This window comes from Vogesella alkaliphila (assembly GCF_014652475.1).
Taxonomy (GTDB): domain Bacteria; phylum Pseudomonadota; class Gammaproteobacteria; order Burkholderiales; family Chromobacteriaceae; genus Vogesella; species Vogesella alkaliphila.
Genome location: NZ_BMYW01000001.1, coordinates 70,566 through 86,106, shown reverse-complemented (window position 1 = coordinate 86,106; position 15,541 = coordinate 70,566). Strand labels below are relative to the sequence as shown.

The 15,541-nt window shown below is 67.9% G+C and carries 16 protein-coding genes; 11 read left to right on the top strand and 5 right to left on the bottom strand.

The annotated features are described in order from the left end of the window. Nucleotides 1–36: 36 nt before the first annotated feature. The 8 genes from IE100_RS00435 (at nucleotide 37) to IE100_RS00400 (ending at nucleotide 7,324) form a co-directional block, all read left to right on the top strand. Nucleotides 37–1,104, top strand: a complete 1,068-nt coding sequence (locus tag IE100_RS00435; protein ID WP_189372096.1) for a homoserine dehydrogenase — start codon at nucleotides 37–39, stop codon at nucleotides 1,102–1,104. Further along, a complete protein-coding gene (locus IE100_RS00430) occupies nucleotides 1,101–2,516 on the top strand; it encodes an aldehyde dehydrogenase family protein (RefSeq protein ID WP_189372095.1) in 1,416 nt (471 codons plus the stop codon). The genes IE100_RS00435 and IE100_RS00430 overlap by 4 nt, the downstream gene beginning before the upstream one ends. A 93-nt stretch (nucleotides 2,517–2,609) precedes the next feature. Further along, on the top strand, nucleotides 2,610–3,407 hold the full coding sequence (locus tag IE100_RS00425) for an ABC transporter ATP-binding protein (protein WP_189372094.1): 798 nt from the start codon (nucleotides 2,610–2,612) through the stop codon (nucleotides 3,405–3,407). Nucleotides 3,408–3,435: 28 nt separating this feature from the next. Next, entirely contained in the window at nucleotides 3,436–4,212 is a 777-nt protein-coding gene (locus tag IE100_RS00420; protein WP_189372093.1) for an ABC transporter substrate-binding protein, read from the top strand. 48 nt (nucleotides 4,213–4,260) lie between these two features. Further along, entirely contained in the window at nucleotides 4,261–4,938 is a 678-nt protein-coding gene (locus tag IE100_RS00415) for an ABC transporter permease (RefSeq protein WP_189372092.1), read from the top strand. A gap of 11 nt (nucleotides 4,939–4,949) precedes the next feature. Next, nucleotides 4,950–5,636 carry an ABC transporter permease gene (locus IE100_RS00410; RefSeq protein ID WP_189372091.1) on the top strand — a complete coding sequence of 229 codons (687 nt, stop codon included), beginning with the start codon at nucleotides 4,950–4,952 and terminating at the stop codon, nucleotides 5,634–5,636. 35 nt (nucleotides 5,637–5,671) lie between these two features. Further along, entirely contained in the window at nucleotides 5,672–6,841 is a 1,170-nt protein-coding gene (locus IE100_RS00405; protein ID WP_189372090.1) for a trans-sulfuration enzyme family protein, read from the top strand. A 45-nt stretch (nucleotides 6,842–6,886) separates the two neighbouring features. Next, a complete protein-coding gene (locus tag IE100_RS00400) occupies nucleotides 6,887–7,324 on the top strand; it encodes an Lrp/AsnC family transcriptional regulator (protein WP_189372089.1) in 438 nt (145 codons plus the stop codon). A gap of 97 nt (nucleotides 7,325–7,421) precedes the next feature. On the opposite strand, the gene IE100_RS00395 is transcribed toward IE100_RS00400, so the two are convergent. Genes IE100_RS00395 through acsA form a run of 5 tightly spaced genes read right to left on the bottom strand, consistent with a single transcriptional unit; the run spans nucleotide 7,422 to nucleotide 12,638 of the window. Then, on the bottom strand, nucleotides 7,422–7,658 hold the full coding sequence (locus tag IE100_RS00395) for an acyl carrier protein (protein WP_189372088.1): 237 nt from the start codon (nucleotides 7,656–7,658) through the stop codon (nucleotides 7,422–7,424). 22 nt (nucleotides 7,659–7,680) lie between these two features. Then, nucleotides 7,681–8,874: a dihydrolipoamide acetyltransferase family protein gene (locus IE100_RS00390; protein WP_189372087.1), complete on the bottom strand. Its 1,194-nt coding sequence runs from the start codon at nucleotides 8,872–8,874 to the stop codon at nucleotides 7,681–7,683. A gap of 5 nt (nucleotides 8,875–8,879) precedes the next feature. After that, nucleotides 8,880–9,863 carry an alpha-ketoacid dehydrogenase subunit beta gene (locus IE100_RS00385; RefSeq protein WP_189372086.1) on the bottom strand — a complete coding sequence of 328 codons (984 nt, stop codon included), beginning with the start codon at nucleotides 9,861–9,863 and terminating at the stop codon, nucleotides 8,880–8,882. Further along, nucleotides 9,860–10,858, bottom strand: a complete 999-nt coding sequence (pdhA, locus tag IE100_RS00380; RefSeq protein ID WP_189372085.1) for a pyruvate dehydrogenase (acetyl-transferring) E1 component subunit alpha — start codon at nucleotides 10,856–10,858, stop codon at nucleotides 9,860–9,862. The genes IE100_RS00385 and pdhA overlap by 4 nt, the downstream gene beginning before the upstream one ends. 10 nt (nucleotides 10,859–10,868) lie before the next feature. Next, nucleotides 10,869–12,638, bottom strand: a complete 1,770-nt coding sequence (acsA, locus tag IE100_RS00375; protein ID WP_189372084.1) for an acetate--CoA ligase — start codon at nucleotides 12,636–12,638, stop codon at nucleotides 10,869–10,871. A 266-nt stretch (nucleotides 12,639–12,904) separates the two neighbouring features. Here acsA and IE100_RS00370 point away from each other — a divergent pair, with 266 nt between their 5' ends. The 3 genes from IE100_RS00370 to IE100_RS00360 all read left to right on the top strand — a co-directional run bounded on the left by IE100_RS00370 (nucleotide 12,905) and on the right by IE100_RS00360 (nucleotide 15,467). Continuing rightward, nucleotides 12,905–13,489 carry a phosphoribosyltransferase family protein gene (locus IE100_RS00370; RefSeq protein ID WP_189372083.1) on the top strand — a complete coding sequence of 195 codons (585 nt, stop codon included), beginning with the start codon at nucleotides 12,905–12,907 and terminating at the stop codon, nucleotides 13,487–13,489. Continuing rightward, complete coding sequence (locus IE100_RS00365) at nucleotides 13,482–14,102, top strand: phosphoribosyltransferase (protein ID WP_189372082.1); 621 nt, start codon at nucleotides 13,482–13,484, stop codon at nucleotides 14,100–14,102. Before IE100_RS00370 ends, IE100_RS00365 begins: the two co-directional genes overlap by 8 nt. A gap of 561 nt (nucleotides 14,103–14,663) precedes the next feature. Then, on the top strand, nucleotides 14,664–15,467 hold the full coding sequence (locus tag IE100_RS00360) for a bestrophin-like domain (protein WP_189372081.1): 804 nt from the start codon (nucleotides 14,664–14,666) through the stop codon (nucleotides 15,465–15,467). Nucleotides 15,468–15,541: the final 74 nt, after the last annotated feature.

The following is a 15,541-nucleotide window of genomic DNA, read 5'->3' as shown; positions in this document are numbered from 1 at the left end:
ATGAAGTTCCACACTCGAACACGAAGGGATCTAGCGATGACTTTCCGATTGGCACTGATTGGTTTCGGCGGCGTGAACCAGGGCCTGGTGTCCCTGCTCAAGGCAAAGCAGGGCAAGCTCGGCGACCTCGACATCCGTATCACCGCGCTGGCCGACCTGCGCCTGGGCGTGGTCAGCAACCCGCAGGGACTGGACCTTGACGCGCTGCTGGCCACCGCCGACAGCGGCTTCGCCACCGACGCGCTGCGTAGCGACCCCGCCACCCGCATCAGCAAACACATCGACCTCGCCGCCACCCTCGAACTGGTCACCGCCGACTACGTGGACGTGGTGGTCGAGGCCACCTTCACCGACCCGCACACAGGTGAGCCGGCGCTGTCGCACTGCCGCGCCGCGCTGAGCCACGGCAAGCACGTGATCACCACCAACAAGGGCCCGATCGCGCTGGCACAGCAATCGCTCACCGCCCTGGCCGCGGCCAACGGCGCCGCCATCAAGTACGAGGGCGCGGTGATGAGCGGCACGCCGGTGCTGCGCCAGATCGGCACCACGCTGCGCGGCTGCGAGATCAACGGCTTTGCCGGCATCCTCAACGGCACCTCCAACTTCGTGCTGGAACGGCTGGCGCAGGGCCACGACTTCGACGCCGCGGTGCGCGAGGCGCAGCAACTCGGCTACGCCGAGGCCGACCCCAGCGCCGACCTCGGCGGCGGCGACGTGCAGCTGAAGGTGGTGATCCTGGCCAACACGCTGTGGCAGGCCGGGTTGACCCGCGCCGACGTGCCCTGCCGCGGCATCACCGGCCTCACCAGTAGCGACATCCAGGCCGCACAGGCCGCCGGACGCAGCTGGCGCCTGGTCGGTTCCGCCACCCGTCAGCCGGACGGCAGCGTCAGCGCCAGCGTCGAGCCGCGCGAATTACCGGCCGGCCACCCGCTGGCGGCGATCGGCGGCGTCACCAATGCCATCACCTTCGACACCGACGTGCTGGGCGGCGTCACCATCAGCGGCCCGGGCGCCGGACGCGTGGAAACCGCCTTCGCCGTGCTCTCCGACCTGATCGAGCTGGCCGAGCAGACCCGCGGCCAGGAGGTGCAAGCATGAACGCGCCACTGAAACAGCAGTCGCTGCACTGCGAAGTGCAGTCGCCGTTTGACGGCAGCGTGGTCGGCAGCGTCGAGCTGACCCCGGTCGAGGCGCTGCCGGCCATCGTCAGCCACGCCCGCCACGGCGCAACGTTGGCCGCAGCGCTGCCGCGCCACCAGCGCGCCGAGCTGCTGCAGCGCGCCGCGACCATGGTCGAGCAACAGACGACCGAGTTTGCCCGCACCATCGTGCAGGAATCCGGCAAGGCGCTGCGCCAGGCCCGCAAGGAGGTGGCGCGCTGCGTCAACACGCTGCGGCTGTCGGCGGAGGAAGCCAAACGCCACGGCGGCGAGATCATTCCGTTCGACGCCTACGCCGGTGCCGAAGACCGCAGCGGCTACTTCACCCACGAGCCGCTGGGCGTGATCCTCGCCATCACCCCGTTCAACGACCCGCTCAACCTGGTCGCCCACAAGCTGGGCCCGGCGCTGGCCGCCGGCAACGCGGTGATCCTCAAGCCGTCGCTGCTGGCGCCGCTGTCGGCGGTGCGGCTGGCGGAGTGCCTGTGGCAGGCCGGCGTGCCGCGCGATGCGCTGCAGCTGGTGCACGGCGGCAGCGAGGTGGCTGCGCCGCTGGTGCGCGACAAGGCGATCCGCATGGTCAGCTTCACCGGCGGCCCGGTCAGCGGCGAGGCCATCACCCGCGAGGCGGGGCTGAAGAAACTGGCGATGGACCTCGGCGGCAACGCACCGGTGATCGTGATGGCCGACTGCGACCTGCGCGACGCCGCCGAATCCTGCGTCTCCGGCGCGTTCTGGGCCGCCGGGCAGAACTGCATCGGCACCCAGCGCCTGCTGATCGCGCGGCCGGTGTACGAGCTGTTCACCCGCTACCTGACCGAGCTGACCGCCGCGATGCGGGTGGGCGACCCGCTGGACGAGGCCACCGACATGGGGCCGATGATCAGCGAGGCGCAGGCCAGCCGCATCGAAAGCTGGGTGGACGAGGCGATCGCGGAGGGCGCCACCGTGCTGTGCGGCCACCAGCGCCAGGGCGCGCTGTACGCGCCGACCATCCTCGCCGACGTGCCCACCACCGCCCGCGTCTGGCGCGAGGAGGTGTTCGCGCCGGTGGTGATCGTCGCCCCGTTCGACGATCTGGATGGCGCGCTGGCTGCGGCCAACGATAGCGACAGCAGCCTGCAGGCCGGCATCTTCACCAGCCATCTGGAAACGGCGCTGGGGGTGGCGGAGCGGCTGCAGGCCGGCGGGGTGATGATCAACGACTCCTCCGACTTCCGCTTCGACGGCATGCCGTTCGGCGGTTTCAAGTACGGCTCGCTGGGACGCGAGGGGGTGCGCTTCGCCATCGCCGAGATGTCGCAGCCCAAGGTGATCTGTTTCAAACGCAAGCGCCTGGGCGCGCACTAGAAAGCGGTTCCAAGTCGTCGTACCGGCGGCGCTGCCGCCGCCGGAAGTTGTACACAAAAAAAGACGTCCACAAATCGAGAAAGAGGATCACCCATGACATCCCTAGTCCATCCCGCTTTTTCGCCACCGCCGCCGGTGCTGGCCATCGAGGACCTGCACAAGTCCTTCGGCAGCGTCGAGATCCTGAAAGGCATCTCGCTCACCGCGCACAAGCACGACGTGATCTCGATCCTGGGCAGCAGCGGCTCCGGCAAAAGCACCCTGCTGCGCTGCATCAACCTGCTGGAAACGCCCGACTCCGGACGCCTGACCATCAACGGCGAGCATCTGGAGATGAAGGCGACGCGCGATGGCGGCCTGACGCTGGCCGACCCGCGGCAGATCACCCGCATCCGCCGCAAGCTGGCGATGGTGTTCCAGCAGTTCAATCTGTGGGCGCACATGACGGTGCTGCAGAACGTGATGTTCGTGCCGCAGAAGGTGCTCGGCCTGGGCCGCCAGGAAGCCGAAGCCAAGGCGCTGGCGATGCTGGAAAAGGTCAGCATGGCCGGCAAGCGCCACGCCTACCCCGGCCAGCTCTCCGGCGGCCAGCAGCAGCGGGTGGCCATCGCCCGCGCGCTGGCCACCGACCCGGAAGTGCTGCTGTTCGACGAGCCGACCTCGGCGCTGGACCCGGAGCTGGTGGGCGAGGTGCTGAAGGTGATGCGCGCGCTGGCCGAGGACGGCCGCACCATGCTGGTGGTCACCCACGAGATGGGCTTCGCGCGCGAGGTCGCCAGCCGCGTGGTGTTCGTGCACCAGGGCAAGATCGAAGAAGACGGCTGCCCCGACGAAGTGTTCACCCGCCAGCAGTCGCCCCGGTTCCAGAAATTCCTGTCCAGCATTCTGTGATTGCCGTCCCCACCCAAAGGAAATCGCCATGAAAAAGCTCGTGTTCTCCGCCCTTACCGCCCTGACCCTGATCAGCACCGCCCACGCACAGCAGGTGGTGCGCATCGGCACCCTCGCCGACTACGCCCCGTTCGAATACAAGGACGCCTCCGGCAAGCTGCAGGGGATGGAGATCGAAATCGGCAACAAGATGTGCGCCTCGATGAAGGTGACCTGTCAGTGGGTGACCATGGACTTCGACGCGCTGATCCCGGCGCTGAAGGCGCGCCAGATCGATGCGGTGCTGGCGCAGATGTCGCGCACCGCGGAGCGGGAAAAGTCGGTGGACTTCAGCCGCATCTTCACCACCGCGCCGGTGCACCTGGTGGCGAAGAAAGGCAGCGGCATCAGCCACCAGCCGGCCACGCTGCGCGGCAAGACCGTCGGCGTGCAGACCGCCTCCACCCATGAAAGCTATTTCCGCAACCGCCTGCCGACCAGCAGCAGCGGCATCAACGTCAAGGTCTACCAGTCGCTGGACTCGGCCTGGCTGGATCTGGAGTCCGGCCGCATCCAGGCGGTGTTCGCCGACAGCACCGTGGCCCACGACTGGCTGGCCAAGGGTGGCCAGCAGGCGGGCTTCGCCTTTGCCGGCCAGGCCATCAGCGACGACGCGATCTTCGGCGCCGGCACCGCCATCGCCGTGCGCAAGGGCGACAGCCAACTCAAGGCGCAGTTCGACCTGGCCATTCTCGGCGTGCACCAGAACGGCTACTTCCAGACCGTCAACAAGCGCTACTTCCCGTTCAGCATCCTGCCGCAATAACCCCACCCGACGGGCCGCCTGCACGGCGGCCCGCACTGGAGACTCCCCATGGCTGCACTACTCGACTACAGCGCCCAGCTGCTGGAAGGCGCCGGCCTGACCCTGGAACTGGCGTTCACCTCGCTCTGCTTCGGCCTGCTGCTGGGGCTGGCCGGCGCCGCCGCCAAGATGTCGGCGCTGCCCTGGCTGCGGCAGGCCGCCTATCTGGTCAGCAACGTCCTGCGCGGCATTCCCGAATTCCTGATCCTGCTGATCTGCTACTTCGGCCTGTCCAACCTGATCAACACCCACTTCGCCGGCACGCTGAGCCTCAGCCCGTTCGCCGGCGGCGTGGTGGCGCTGGCGCTGGTGTTCGGCGCCTACGCGTCCGAGGTGTTCCGCGGCGCCTTCCTGGCGGTCCCCCGGGGGCAGCTGGAGGCGGCGCGCTCCTACGGCCTGTCGCGCTGGCAGATCTTCTGGTGCGTGCAGCTGCCGCAGGCGTGGCGCATCTGCCTGCCCAGCCTCAACAACATGTGGCAGAACCTGCTGAAGGACACCTCGCTGGTGTCGATCGTCGGGCTGGAGGACATGCTGCGCAAGGCCAGCATCGCCGCGCAGTTCACCAAGCAGCCCTTCGTGTTCTACGCCGCAGTGGCGGTGGTCTACCTGCTGCTGCTGGCCGTCTCCAACCCCGCGTTTGCCTACTTTGAAAAACGCGCCAACCGCGGCTATGCCAGCCCGGCGTGAAAGGAACCCTCATGGACCAACTTGTTTCGCTGCTGAGCCAATCGTGGCCGGCGCTGCTCGACGGACTGTGGATTTCGCTGCAGTTGCTGCTGCTCTCCTGCGTGCTCGGCTTCGCGCTGGCGGTGCCGCTGGCGGTGGCGCGCAGCTCGCCGCGGCGCTGGATCGCGCTGCCCAGCCGCCTGTTCATGTCCGCGTTTCGCGGCACGCCGCTGCTGGTGCAGATCTTCATCCTCTACTACGGCCTGGCCCAGTTCGAGTGGGTGCGCGACTCCGCACTGTGGCTGCTGGTCGGCGACGCCTTCCCCTGCGCGCTACTGGCGCTGACGCTGAACCTGGCGGCCTACATGGCGGAAGACATCCGCGGCGGCATCCTCGGCGTGCCGGCCGGCGAAAAGGAAGCCGCCACCGCCTTCGGCATGAGCCGGCTGATGGTCACCTGGTACATCGTGGTGCCGCGCGCCATCGGCATCTCGGCACCGACGCTGGGCAACGAGATCGTGCTGCAGCTGAAGTCCACCGCGCTGGCCAGCACCATCACCGTGCTCGACCTCACCGGCGTGGCGCGGCGGCTGTCGATCGAGTCCTACACCACCGACGCGCTGCTGCTGGCCGGCCTGCTCTACATCGTGATCGCCGCCGTGCTGTCGCTGCTGACCAGATACGGCGAGGCGTGCCTGAACCGACACCAACTGCGCTGACCCCGTCCGCGCGCAACCAACCCAGCGAGAACAATATGGACTATCAACTGGAAACCATGGTGATTCATGCCGATGCCGACCTCAGCAGCGAAAAGGGCGTCGCGCCGGCCATCCACTACTCGGCGGTGTTCAAGGCCGAGGACAGCGCCGAGTTCATCGCGATGTCCAGCGAGCCGCAGCACCCGCGCAACTACACCCGCTACGGCAACCCGGTGCACGAACGGGTGAAAACCGTGATGGCGCAGCTGGAGGGCACCGAGACGGCGCTGGTGACCGCCTCCGGCATGGGCGCCATCGCCACCACGGTGCTGGCGCTGGTCAAGGCCGGCGACCACGTCATCGGCCAGCGCCGGCACTACATGAGCAGCAGCAAGCTGCTGGACGACATGCTGCCGCGCTTCGGCATCGAGGTGACACTGGTGGAACAGGAAGACGCCGCCGCCTTCGAAGCGGCGATCCGCCCCAACACCCGGCTGATCCTGCTGGAAAGCCCGGTCAACCCGGTGCTGATGCTGACCGACATCGCCGCCGTCACCCGCGTGGCCCGCGCACACGGCATCCTGACCATGGCCGACAACACCTTCTCCTCGCCGATCAACCAGCGCCCGCATGATCTGGGGGTGGACATCGTGATCCACAGCGCCACCAAATACCTGGGCGGCCACCACGACATGAGCGGCGGCGTGATCTGCACCAGCAAGGCGCTGGCCGAGGAAATCTGGCACACCCACATCACGCTGGGCGCGGTGCTGTCGCCGATGGACGCCTGGCTGCTGCTGCGCGGCCTGCGCACGCTGCCGATGCGCGTCGAGCGCATCAACGCCAATGCGCTGGCGCTGGCCCGCTTCCTGGAGCAGCAGCCGCAGGTCGAGCGCGTGTACTACCCGGGGCTGGAGAGCCACCCGCAGCACGAGCTGGCGCGCACGCAGATGCAGGGCTACGGCGGCGTGGTGGCGTTCGGTGTGCGTGGCGGCTACGCCGAGGCCGAGCGCTTCGTCGCCGCGCTGCAGATCCCGCACAACGCCGGCAACCTCGGCGGCGTCGACTCGCTGGCCATCCACACCGCCGCGATGTGGGCCGGCACCATGAGCCCGGCGCAGATGCAGGCCGCCGACATCCCGCTCAACTTCGTCCGCTACTCGGTCGGCATCGAGCATGTCGAAGACCTGAAGCGCGACGTGCTGCAGGCGCTTGCCACACTGTGACCCCCAGCGGGCGGCACCGCCGCCCGTTCCGGAGCTGACCCGACCATGAAACTCGACGCACTCGACCAGCACATCCTCGACGAACTGACTGCCGACGCCCGCATCCCGCTGGCGACGCTGGCCACGCGGCTGGGCCTGTCGCGGCAGTCGGTACGGCAACGCATCGACCGCCTCGAAGGCCAGAAGGTGATCGCCGGCTACACCATCCGCCGCGCCGGCAACGGCAACGCGCACTCGGTACGCGCGGTGATGCTGGTGTACCGCAAGGACCGCATGCGCGGCGCCGATGTCACCAGCGTCATCGCCAAGATCCCGGAGGTGGTGGACTGCGCCATCCTCAGCGGCGAGATTGACCTGATGGTGCGGCTGGAGGCCGACTCCCACGAGCGCATCAACCAGATCTGGAGCCAGATCAGCACCCTGCCCGGCGTGCAGAACATCAACACCTGCTTCGTGCTGTCGGCCCTGGTGCAGCGGGCGTGAGGCGGTCGCAGCCGCCTGGCCAGCCCTGCCGCTGGGCGACGCGGCCGGCAACGGAGCGCCAAGGTTGGCCGCAACGGCCAGCGGCGCGGCCGGCCAGCTAGGCGGACAGGTAATCCCGGATGCCCTGCAGCGTAAACAGCCTGGGGTAGTCCTTCTCGGCGATCGCCACCCCGCTGCCCTGGCTCAGGCCGATGATGAGGTTGAGAAAATCCATCGAGTCCAGATCCAGCGCCGCGCGCAGGTCCTCGTCGTCGCCGACCCCGGCCAGATCGGCCTCTGGGGCGATGCCGGCCAGCACCTTGCCGACCAGCGCCATCACCTCGTCCTTGTCCATGCCTCGTCTCCTTGTGCCGCGTTCATAGCGTGTCCGGGTGCTGCAGCGCATCGCCGATGCCGGCCAGCAGCTGCCCGCCCAGGTGGCCGTCGGTCACGCGGTGGTCGGCGGCCAGGCTCACATTCAGCAGCGGGCGCACCGCCAGCTGCCCGTCCACCACCCACGGCCGCGGCTGTACCCGGCCGAAGCCGATGATGGCGACCTGCGGCGGGTAGATCACGCCCAGCACGCTCTCGGCGCCGCGCTCGCCGAGGTTGGTCAGGGTGATGCTCGGGTCGGCCAGCTCCGAGCTGCGCAGGCTGCCCGCCCGCGCCCGCTGCACCAGATCGCGCATGGCGGTCATCAGCTGCGGCAGGGTCTGCCGGTCCGCGTCGTGGATGGCCGGGGCGACCAGCCCGCCGCCGCGCAGCGAGACGGCCCAGCCGGGATGGATGCCCGCCGCGGCCCGAAAGCCGCCGTCCTCATAAAAGCCGTTGAACTGCGGATACGCCAGCAAGGCCCGCGCGCAGGCCTTGAGCAGCAATACCGCCGGCAGCAGCCGCTGCTCGGGCGGCCGCTCGGCGTTCCAGGCCGCCAGCCACTGCGCGGCGGCGCCGAAGTCGATGCTGTCGGTCAGGTAGTAGTGCGGGATCTCGCGCTTGGAGCGGCCCATCGCCGCCGCGATGGCCTGCCGCATCTGCGCCGGGTCGAAACCGCGATGCACGTCGCTGCCGGTCGCGGCGGTCGCCTCTGCCGGGTGTCTGGACACGGCCGCTTCGACGTCGCGCAGGCAGACGGCGCCGCCCTCGCCTGTCCCGCGCCCGGCCAGCGCCGCCAACTCCACGCCCAGCTGCTGCGCCCGCTGCCGCGCCGCCGGGCTGATGCGGATGCGGCCAACGTTGGCCGCAGAGCGGGCGGGCTCTGCGCTGACCTCCGTAATGACTGGCACCGGTGCGGCAACAGCTGCCGGAGCAACGGCCGCCACAGCCGGTGCGGCGGTTTCCCCGCTCTGCCGCACCGTGGCCAGCACGGTCCCCACCGGCACCTCCTGATCCAGCGGCGCCAGGTTGTCGATAACGCCATCGAGGAAGATCTCTACGTCGATGGCGCCCTTGTGCGTCTCCACCACCGCCACCACGTCGCCGAACTTGACGCGGTCGCCGGGCTTGACCAGCCACTGCACCAGCTTGCCGGTCTCCATGTCGGCGCCCAGCGAGGGCATCAGGAAGTCGGCCATCTGCGCTACCCCGCCGGCGACACCAGCGCGCGGGCGGCGGCCACGATGTCCGCCACCTGCGGCAGCGCCGCGGCTTCCATGTGCGCCGCGTATGGCACCGGCACCTCGGCGCTGCACACCCGCCGCAGCGGCGCATCCAGCTCGTACAGCGCCTCGTCGGCGACGCGGGCGGCGATCTCGGCGGAGATGGAGCCGCTGCGCCAGCCTTCGTCCACGATCAGGCAGCGGTGGGTACGGCGCACCGATGCGATGACGGTGGCACTGTCCAGCGGCCGCAACACGCGCAGGTCGATCACCTCGGCCTGGATGCCGGCTGTGGCCAGTTCGTCGGCGGCGGCCAGGCACTTGGGCAGGCTGTTGCCGTAGGTCACCAGGCTGATGTCGGTGCCGCTGCGGCGCACTTTGGCATGCTCGATGTCCACGGCGCTGACTGCCTCATCCAGCTCGCCTTCGGCGTTGTACAGCACGATGTGCTCGAAGATCAGCACCGGGTTGGGGTCGGCCAGTGCTGCGGCCAACATGTGGCGGGCGTCTTCCACCGTGGCCGGCACCAGCACCTTCAGCCCCGGAATGTGCGCGTACCAGCCTTCCAGGCTGTGCGAGTGCTGCGCCGCCAGCTGGCGGCCGCCGCCGGTGGCCATGCGGATCACCAGCGGCACGGCGAACTGCCCGCCGGACATGTGCGCCAGGCTGGCGGCGTTGTTCATGATCTGGTCCAGCGCCAGCAGGCTGAAGTTGCAGGTCATGATTTCGACGATCGGCCGCAGCCCGGCCAGCGCCGCGCCCACGCCGGCGCCGGCGATGCCGTTTTCCGCCAGCGGGGTGTCGCGGATGCGCTGCGGGCCGAACTCCTCCAGCAGGCCCTTGGTGACACCGTAGCAACCGCCGTAGCGGCCCACGTCCTCGCCCATGACAAAGCAGCGCGGGTCGGCCTGCAGTGCCGCACGGATCGCCTGACGGCAGGCTTCGCGATAGGTGATGGTACTCATGGCGTCTGCTCCTGCACCACGCTGTCCATCAGCACGAAGCGGGTCAGCTCGGCCAGCGGCTCCGGCGTGCCGGCCTCGGCAAACGCCACCGCCGCGTCGATCTCGGCGCCGATGCCGGCATCGATGCCGGCAAGCTCTTCCGCGCTGATCTGCCGGTTGGCCAGCAGCCAGTCCTGCAGCCGGGCGATCGGGTCCAGCTGGCGCCACTTGTCCACTTCGTCCTTGCCGCGGTAGGCCTGGGTATCGAACATGGAGTGCGCGCGGTAGCGGTAGGTGCGGCACTCCAGCAGGTAGGGGCCGCGCCCGACGCGCAGTTCCGCCACCGCCAGCCTGGCCGCAGCCGCCACCTTGACCGGATCCATGCCGTCCACCTGCGCCGCCGCCACGCGGTAGGCGGCGCCCTTGCGGTAGACCTCGGGCTGGGCGTCGGACTCGGCCAGCGGCACCCCCATCGCGTACAGGTTGTTTTCGCACACGAACAAGAGCGGCAGCTGCCACAGTGCCGCCAGGTTCAGGCTTTCGTGAAACGCGCCCTCGGCCACCGCGCCCTCGCCAAAGAAGCACGCCGTCACCGCCCCCGGGCGCAGCGCTTTGTCCGCCATCGCGATGCCCACCGCCAGCGGTAGCCCGCCGCCGACGATGGCGTTGCCGCCGTAGAAGCGCCGCGACTGATCAAACAGGTGCATGGAGCCGCCGCGGCCACGGCAGCAGCCCTGCTCCTTGCCCAGCATCTCCGCCATCAGCGCGTCCATCGGCACGCCCTTGGCCAGCGCGTGTCCGTGCTCGCGGTAGGTCGCCAGCACCGCGTCGCCGGCGTCCAGCGCCGACATCACGCCCACCGCCACCGCCTCCTGCCCGTCGTACAGGTGCAGGAAGCCGCGTATCTGCTGCGCCTGGTACAGGGCGACGCAGCGCGCCTCGAAACGGCGGATGCGCTGCATCTCCCGGTACAAGCGGTGCAGACCGGCACGGTCCAGGTGCAGTTTGTCGCTCATCGGGCGGCCCTCACTTTTCGTCGCTTTCCAGGGTGGACAGATCGCCCTCCGGCAGCCCCAGCTCGCGCGCCTTCAGCAGGCGGCGCATGATCTTGCCGCTGCGGGTCTTGGGCAGGTTGTTGCGGAACTCGATCTGCTTGGGCGCGACCGCCGCGCCCAGCCGCTTGCGGGCGTGGCCCAAGAGCTCGCTGCGCAGCGCCTCGTCCGGGGCGAAGCCCGGCTTCAGCGCCACGAAGGCCTTCACCACTTCGCCGGCCATCGGGTCGGGGATGCCGATCACCCCGGCCTCGGCCACCGCCGGGTGCTCCAGCAGCGCGCTTTCCACCTCGAACGGGCCGATCAGGTGGCCGGACGACTTGATCACGTCATCGGCGCGGCCGACAAACCAGTAGTAGCCGTCGGCATCGCGCCGCGCCAGGTCGCCGGTCAGGTACCAGCCGTCGACAAAGCATTTGCGGTAGCGCTCGTCCTCGTGCAGGTAGCCGCGCATCATCGATGGCCATGGTGTTTTCAGCGCCAGCTCGCCGTCGGTGTCCGGCGTGTCGATCAGCCGCAGGCCGCTGCTGTCGCGCTGCACGATGGCGGCGGTGATGCCGGGCAGCGGTTTGCCCATGGAACCGGGCTTGATGTCCATGGCGGCGTAATTGGCGATCATGATGCCGCCGGTCTCGGTCTGCCACCAGTTGTCGTGGAACGGCAGGCCGAACGCCTGCTGCCCCCACAGCACCGCCTCCGGGTTCAGCGGCTCGCCCACGCTGGCCATGAAGCGCAGCGCCGACAACTCAAAGCCCTGCAGCGCCTCCGCGCCCAGCTTCATCATCATGCGGATGGCGGTGGGCGCGGTGTACCACACCGTGACGCGCTCCTCGGCCAGCACGCGGTACCAGCTCTGTGCGTCGAACTCCGCCTCCACCACCACATTGCTCACGCCGCACACCAGCGGCGCGATGACGCCGTAGCTGGTGCCGGTCACCCAGCCCGGGTCGGCGGTGCACCAGTACACGTCATCGTCGTGCAGGTCCAGCGCGTAGCGGCCGGTCACCGCGTGCGCCAGCACCGCCGCGTGCACGTGCATGGCGCCCTTGGGCTTGCCGGTGGTGCCGCTGGTGAAGTGCAGCAGGCTGACGGATTCCGGGTCGGTGGGGGCGATGGTGTAGTCCGGGCTGGCGGCCGCCAGCAGTGCGTCCCAGCCGTGCAGGCTGGCGTCGCCGGCGGGCGCCTCGCCCACCACGATCACCTGCCGCAGGCCGGACAGCCGCTGGCGTAGCCCCTGCACCTTGCGCTGGTACAGCTCCGGCGTGGTGACCAGCACGCGCGCATCGCCCATCTCGGCGCGGGTGGCGATCGGCTCCGGGCCGAAGGCCGAGAACAGCGGCGTGACCACGCAGCGCGCCTTGAGCGCGCCCAGCAGCGCCACGTACAGCTCCGGCAGCCGACCCAGCAGTAGGAACACGCCCTCGCCCGGCTGCACGCCCAGGTCGTGCAGCGCGTTGGCAAAACGGTTGCTGGCCTGCGCCAGATCGGCGTAGCTCAGCTCGCGCCGCGCGCCGCTCTTGCCCAGCCAGCGCAAGGCGATCCTGTCGCCACGGCCGTGCGCCAGGTGGCGGTCCACCGCCTCGTAGGCGATGTTCAGCCCCGCGCCGCCCGGCAGGCCGTCCAGCAGCTTGGCCGCATCGTCCCAGTTGAACCGCGCGGCGGTCTGCACGTAATCGGCCAGATTGGGATCTGGCCGCAGCGACGCGGGCTTGTGTATCAGGGCATGGTCCGGCTGCTGCGGCATGACACGTCTCCTGGCTGCTGGCGGCCCGTGGAGGGCAATCTGGCCGCTAGGTTCTTTATAAGGGGGCGTCATGCGGACCGCAATGCGCGCCGGCGGCGACCGGGCCGGCGCCGTCCGATGCCGGCTTGCCCGCGGCCGGGGTGCTTGCTATACACAGGGCAAGCCGCACCGACCCCGCACCGGCAAGGACGCTGCCGCGCTTGCGGCCAACCTTTTCGATGCGGCCGCGGACGCGGACGCCCACTTGCCGCGAGGTGACACCCGCCATGACTCCCGGTTTACGAACCTGTTTGTTCGACGAGGCGCAGCTGGCCGTGCTGCTCGACAACATGGCCGAACACTGCGCCGGCTTGCTGCGCGGCCGGCAGCGGGTGGCGGTGATCGGCATCCGCCGCCGTGGCGCGCCGCTGGCCGACCTGCTCACCGAGCGATTGATCGCGATGCACGGCATGGCGCCGCCCTTGCGGCTGGACCTGCTGGTCAAGCGCTACGCCGACGACCTCACCCTGCTGCACCCGGAAACGCAGCTCACCGAACAGGCGCAGCACGCGACGCTGGACCTGTCCGGCTACACCCTGCTGGTCGTGGACGACGTGCTCTACACCGGCCACTCCATCCTGAAGGTGCTGGCCTATCTGGTGCAGAAACAGCCGGCTGCCATCCGCGTCGCGGTGCTGGTGGAGCGGGCCGGCCGCTGCCTGCCGCTGGCCGCCGACGTGGTCGGCGCCCGGTTGGAGATCGCGCCGACCGACATCATCGAGTGCCACGTGCCGCCATTCGAGAGCGATTTCAGGATCGAGCTGCTGCAGCCCGGACGCGCCACCACCCCGGACGGACAGGACCATGTTTGAAGACCGAGACGATGCCGCGCGCCAGCTGGCCGCACGGCTGCACGCCTACCGGGGCCGGCACCCGCTGCTGCTGGCCATCCCGCGCGGCGCGGTGCCGATGGCCAAACTGCTCGCCGACGAGCTGGACGGGGAGCTGGATGTCGTGCTGGTGCGCAAGCTGCGCTCGCCGCGCCACGCGGAAACCGCCATCGGCGCCGTCGATGAAAGCGGCTGGCGTTACGTGACGCCCTACGCAACGGCGATGGGGGCCGACCAGGACTACATCGAGCGCGAGACCCAGGCCCAGCTGGCGACCATCCGCGCGCGGCGGCAAAGCTATACCCCGATCCGGCCGCCACGGAACCCCGCCGGCCGGGTGGTGATCGTGGTCGACGACGGCCTGGCGACCGGCGCCACCATGCTGGCGGCGCTGCACGCGCTGCGCCACCAAAAGCCGGCCCGGCTGGTCTGCGCCGTGCCGGTGGCCTCGCCCGACGCGCTGGAGCTGGTCCGCCCGCAGGCCGACGAGGTGGTCTGCCTGCACGCGCCGTACTACTTCCAGGCCGTCGGCCAGTTCTACCGTCACTTCCCGCAGGTGGAAGACGAGGAAGTGCTGGCGCTGCTGGGCGGCTGAGGCCGTCATCGCCACCGGACGAACCTGCTGGCGGTGGCCGGCTGGCCGCCGTTGCCGGCACAAACCCGCCACCTTGCCACGCCATGTTCTTGCTACCGGACCGGCCTTGACCAGACCTTGACAGCCATCCCGCTTTGCCAACATAATTTTACCATACGGTATAGTTATTTAACGAATGACGGGACAAGCGGACACGCCGAGTGCTGACGTCAGCGCCCCTCTTTGGAAAGCCTGCCGACTTGTGCTTCCACCGGCCGGTGACACGACCGATGCTGGGCCGCATCCGCAGTCTGTTTTTCCGCCATCGCCACGGCCAGCGGCAATGCCTTTTCATATTTTCAGGATGGTGATCATTGCGCGAAATATTGCGAGATTGCGCGACACGGCATTGTCGACAGCCCATGAGAAAATTGAATATCCCTTGCCGAAACGAGCCGTAATATTCAATGCCTTCCAGTCTCGGTTCAATATGAACATGGCCGCTGACTGCTGCCGGCAACCTGGCTTCAGACCGGAATGAAGCAACCAGGATTTTTAACGATAAAACAAGACGGGTGGTTTATGAGTACACTGAGCCGCTGTGCCATGGTTGCGCTTATGGTGCTTTTTTTCGCAATTCTAGGCATCTCCGTTCATGACTTCATCCCGCCCGAGATGGATTTTCCGACAGACATGGCTCGTTCCATATCGGGACTGGTTGGCACGCTATTCGCCATCGTACTGGGTTTGCTGGTGTCGTCATCCTACAATGCCTTTAACGGCCATCAGGCAGACCTGAATTCGCTCGTCACCGTCCTGGCCAACCTGGACCTGTTGCTAAAGAGACTCCAGGCCAAAGACAATGCCTCTCGCCACATCCTGAGTGAAATTGTCATCGCACTGCATTGTCGCTACTGGCCGGAAAAGAACGGCATGCACTGGAAAAAGGTAGGCTATGCCAATCTTTCCGACGATATCGATGGCATGATCGAGATCAACAAGATCGCAGAAAGCCTGCCCGGCGCAACGCACGATGACATTAATGCCATCCGGCAACTTTCCAGTAACTTTGTAACGATTCAATCCAACATCATCAGGAATCTGTCGAACCAGGTTCCGTCATTGTTGCTCTTTATCATTTTTGGCTGGGCATGCCTGTTGTTTTTCCTATATGGCTGTACCGGCGAAGCCAGCTTGTTTTCCATTTTTCTGCTGTTCATGGGGTCGCTGGCCGTTGCCAGTACAAATTTCCTGATACTGGAATTAACCCAGCCCTATCATGGCATTTTCAAGGTCTCCAGCGCGGCGCTGGACTTACTGATCGACTCCATGGAAAAAGACCAACGAGAGCGCTCGCCAAATAAGCCATTCGCGACAGTCATCTGAATGGGTCTTATCTGCTGCCCGCTTTTCAAAAAAAGCCCAACATCCAATGATGTCAAACAGTAAAAACGACACGC

Excerpts from the sequence above, each read along its gene's own strand:
- pdhA (WP_189372085.1), bottom strand. The coding sequence starts at position 10,858 with ATGAGCGACAAACTGCACCTGGACCGTGCCGGTCTGCACCGCTTGTAC.
- acsA (WP_189372084.1), bottom strand. The coding sequence starts at position 12,638 with ATGCCGCAGCAGCCGGACCATGCCCTGATACACAAGCCCGCGTCGCTG.
- IE100_RS00415 (WP_189372092.1), top strand. The coding sequence starts at position 4,261 with ATGGCTGCACTACTCGACTACAGCGCCCAGCTGCTGGAAGGCGCCGGC.
- IE100_RS00420 (WP_189372093.1), top strand. The coding sequence starts at position 3,436 with ATGAAAAAGCTCGTGTTCTCCGCCCTTACCGCCCTGACCCTGATCAGC.
- IE100_RS00370 (WP_189372083.1), top strand. The coding sequence starts at position 12,905 with ATGACTCCCGGTTTACGAACCTGTTTGTTCGACGAGGCGCAGCTGGCC.
- IE100_RS00425 (WP_189372094.1), top strand. The coding sequence starts at position 2,610 with ATGACATCCCTAGTCCATCCCGCTTTTTCGCCACCGCCGCCGGTGCTG.
- IE100_RS00365 (WP_189372082.1), top strand. The coding sequence starts at position 13,482 with ATGTTTGAAGACCGAGACGATGCCGCGCGCCAGCTGGCCGCACGGCTG.
- IE100_RS00395 (WP_189372088.1), bottom strand. The coding sequence starts at position 7,658 with ATGGACAAGGACGAGGTGATGGCGCTGGTCGGCAAGGTGCTGGCCGGC.
- IE100_RS00360 (WP_189372081.1), top strand. The coding sequence starts at position 14,664 with ATGAGTACACTGAGCCGCTGTGCCATGGTTGCGCTTATGGTGCTTTTT.
- IE100_RS00435 (WP_189372096.1), top strand. The coding sequence starts at position 37 with ATGACTTTCCGATTGGCACTGATTGGTTTCGGCGGCGTGAACCAGGGC.
- IE100_RS00390 (WP_189372087.1), bottom strand. The coding sequence starts at position 8,874 with ATGGCCGACTTCCTGATGCCCTCGCTGGGCGCCGACATGGAGACCGGC.
- IE100_RS00385 (WP_189372086.1), bottom strand. The coding sequence starts at position 9,863 with ATGAGTACCATCACCTATCGCGAAGCCTGCCGTCAGGCGATCCGTGCG.
- IE100_RS00430 (WP_189372095.1), top strand. The coding sequence starts at position 1,101 with ATGAACGCGCCACTGAAACAGCAGTCGCTGCACTGCGAAGTGCAGTCG.
- IE100_RS00410 (WP_189372091.1), top strand. The coding sequence starts at position 4,950 with ATGGACCAACTTGTTTCGCTGCTGAGCCAATCGTGGCCGGCGCTGCTC.
- IE100_RS00405 (WP_189372090.1), top strand. The coding sequence starts at position 5,672 with ATGGACTATCAACTGGAAACCATGGTGATTCATGCCGATGCCGACCTC.
- IE100_RS00400 (WP_189372089.1), top strand. The coding sequence starts at position 6,887 with ATGAAACTCGACGCACTCGACCAGCACATCCTCGACGAACTGACTGCC.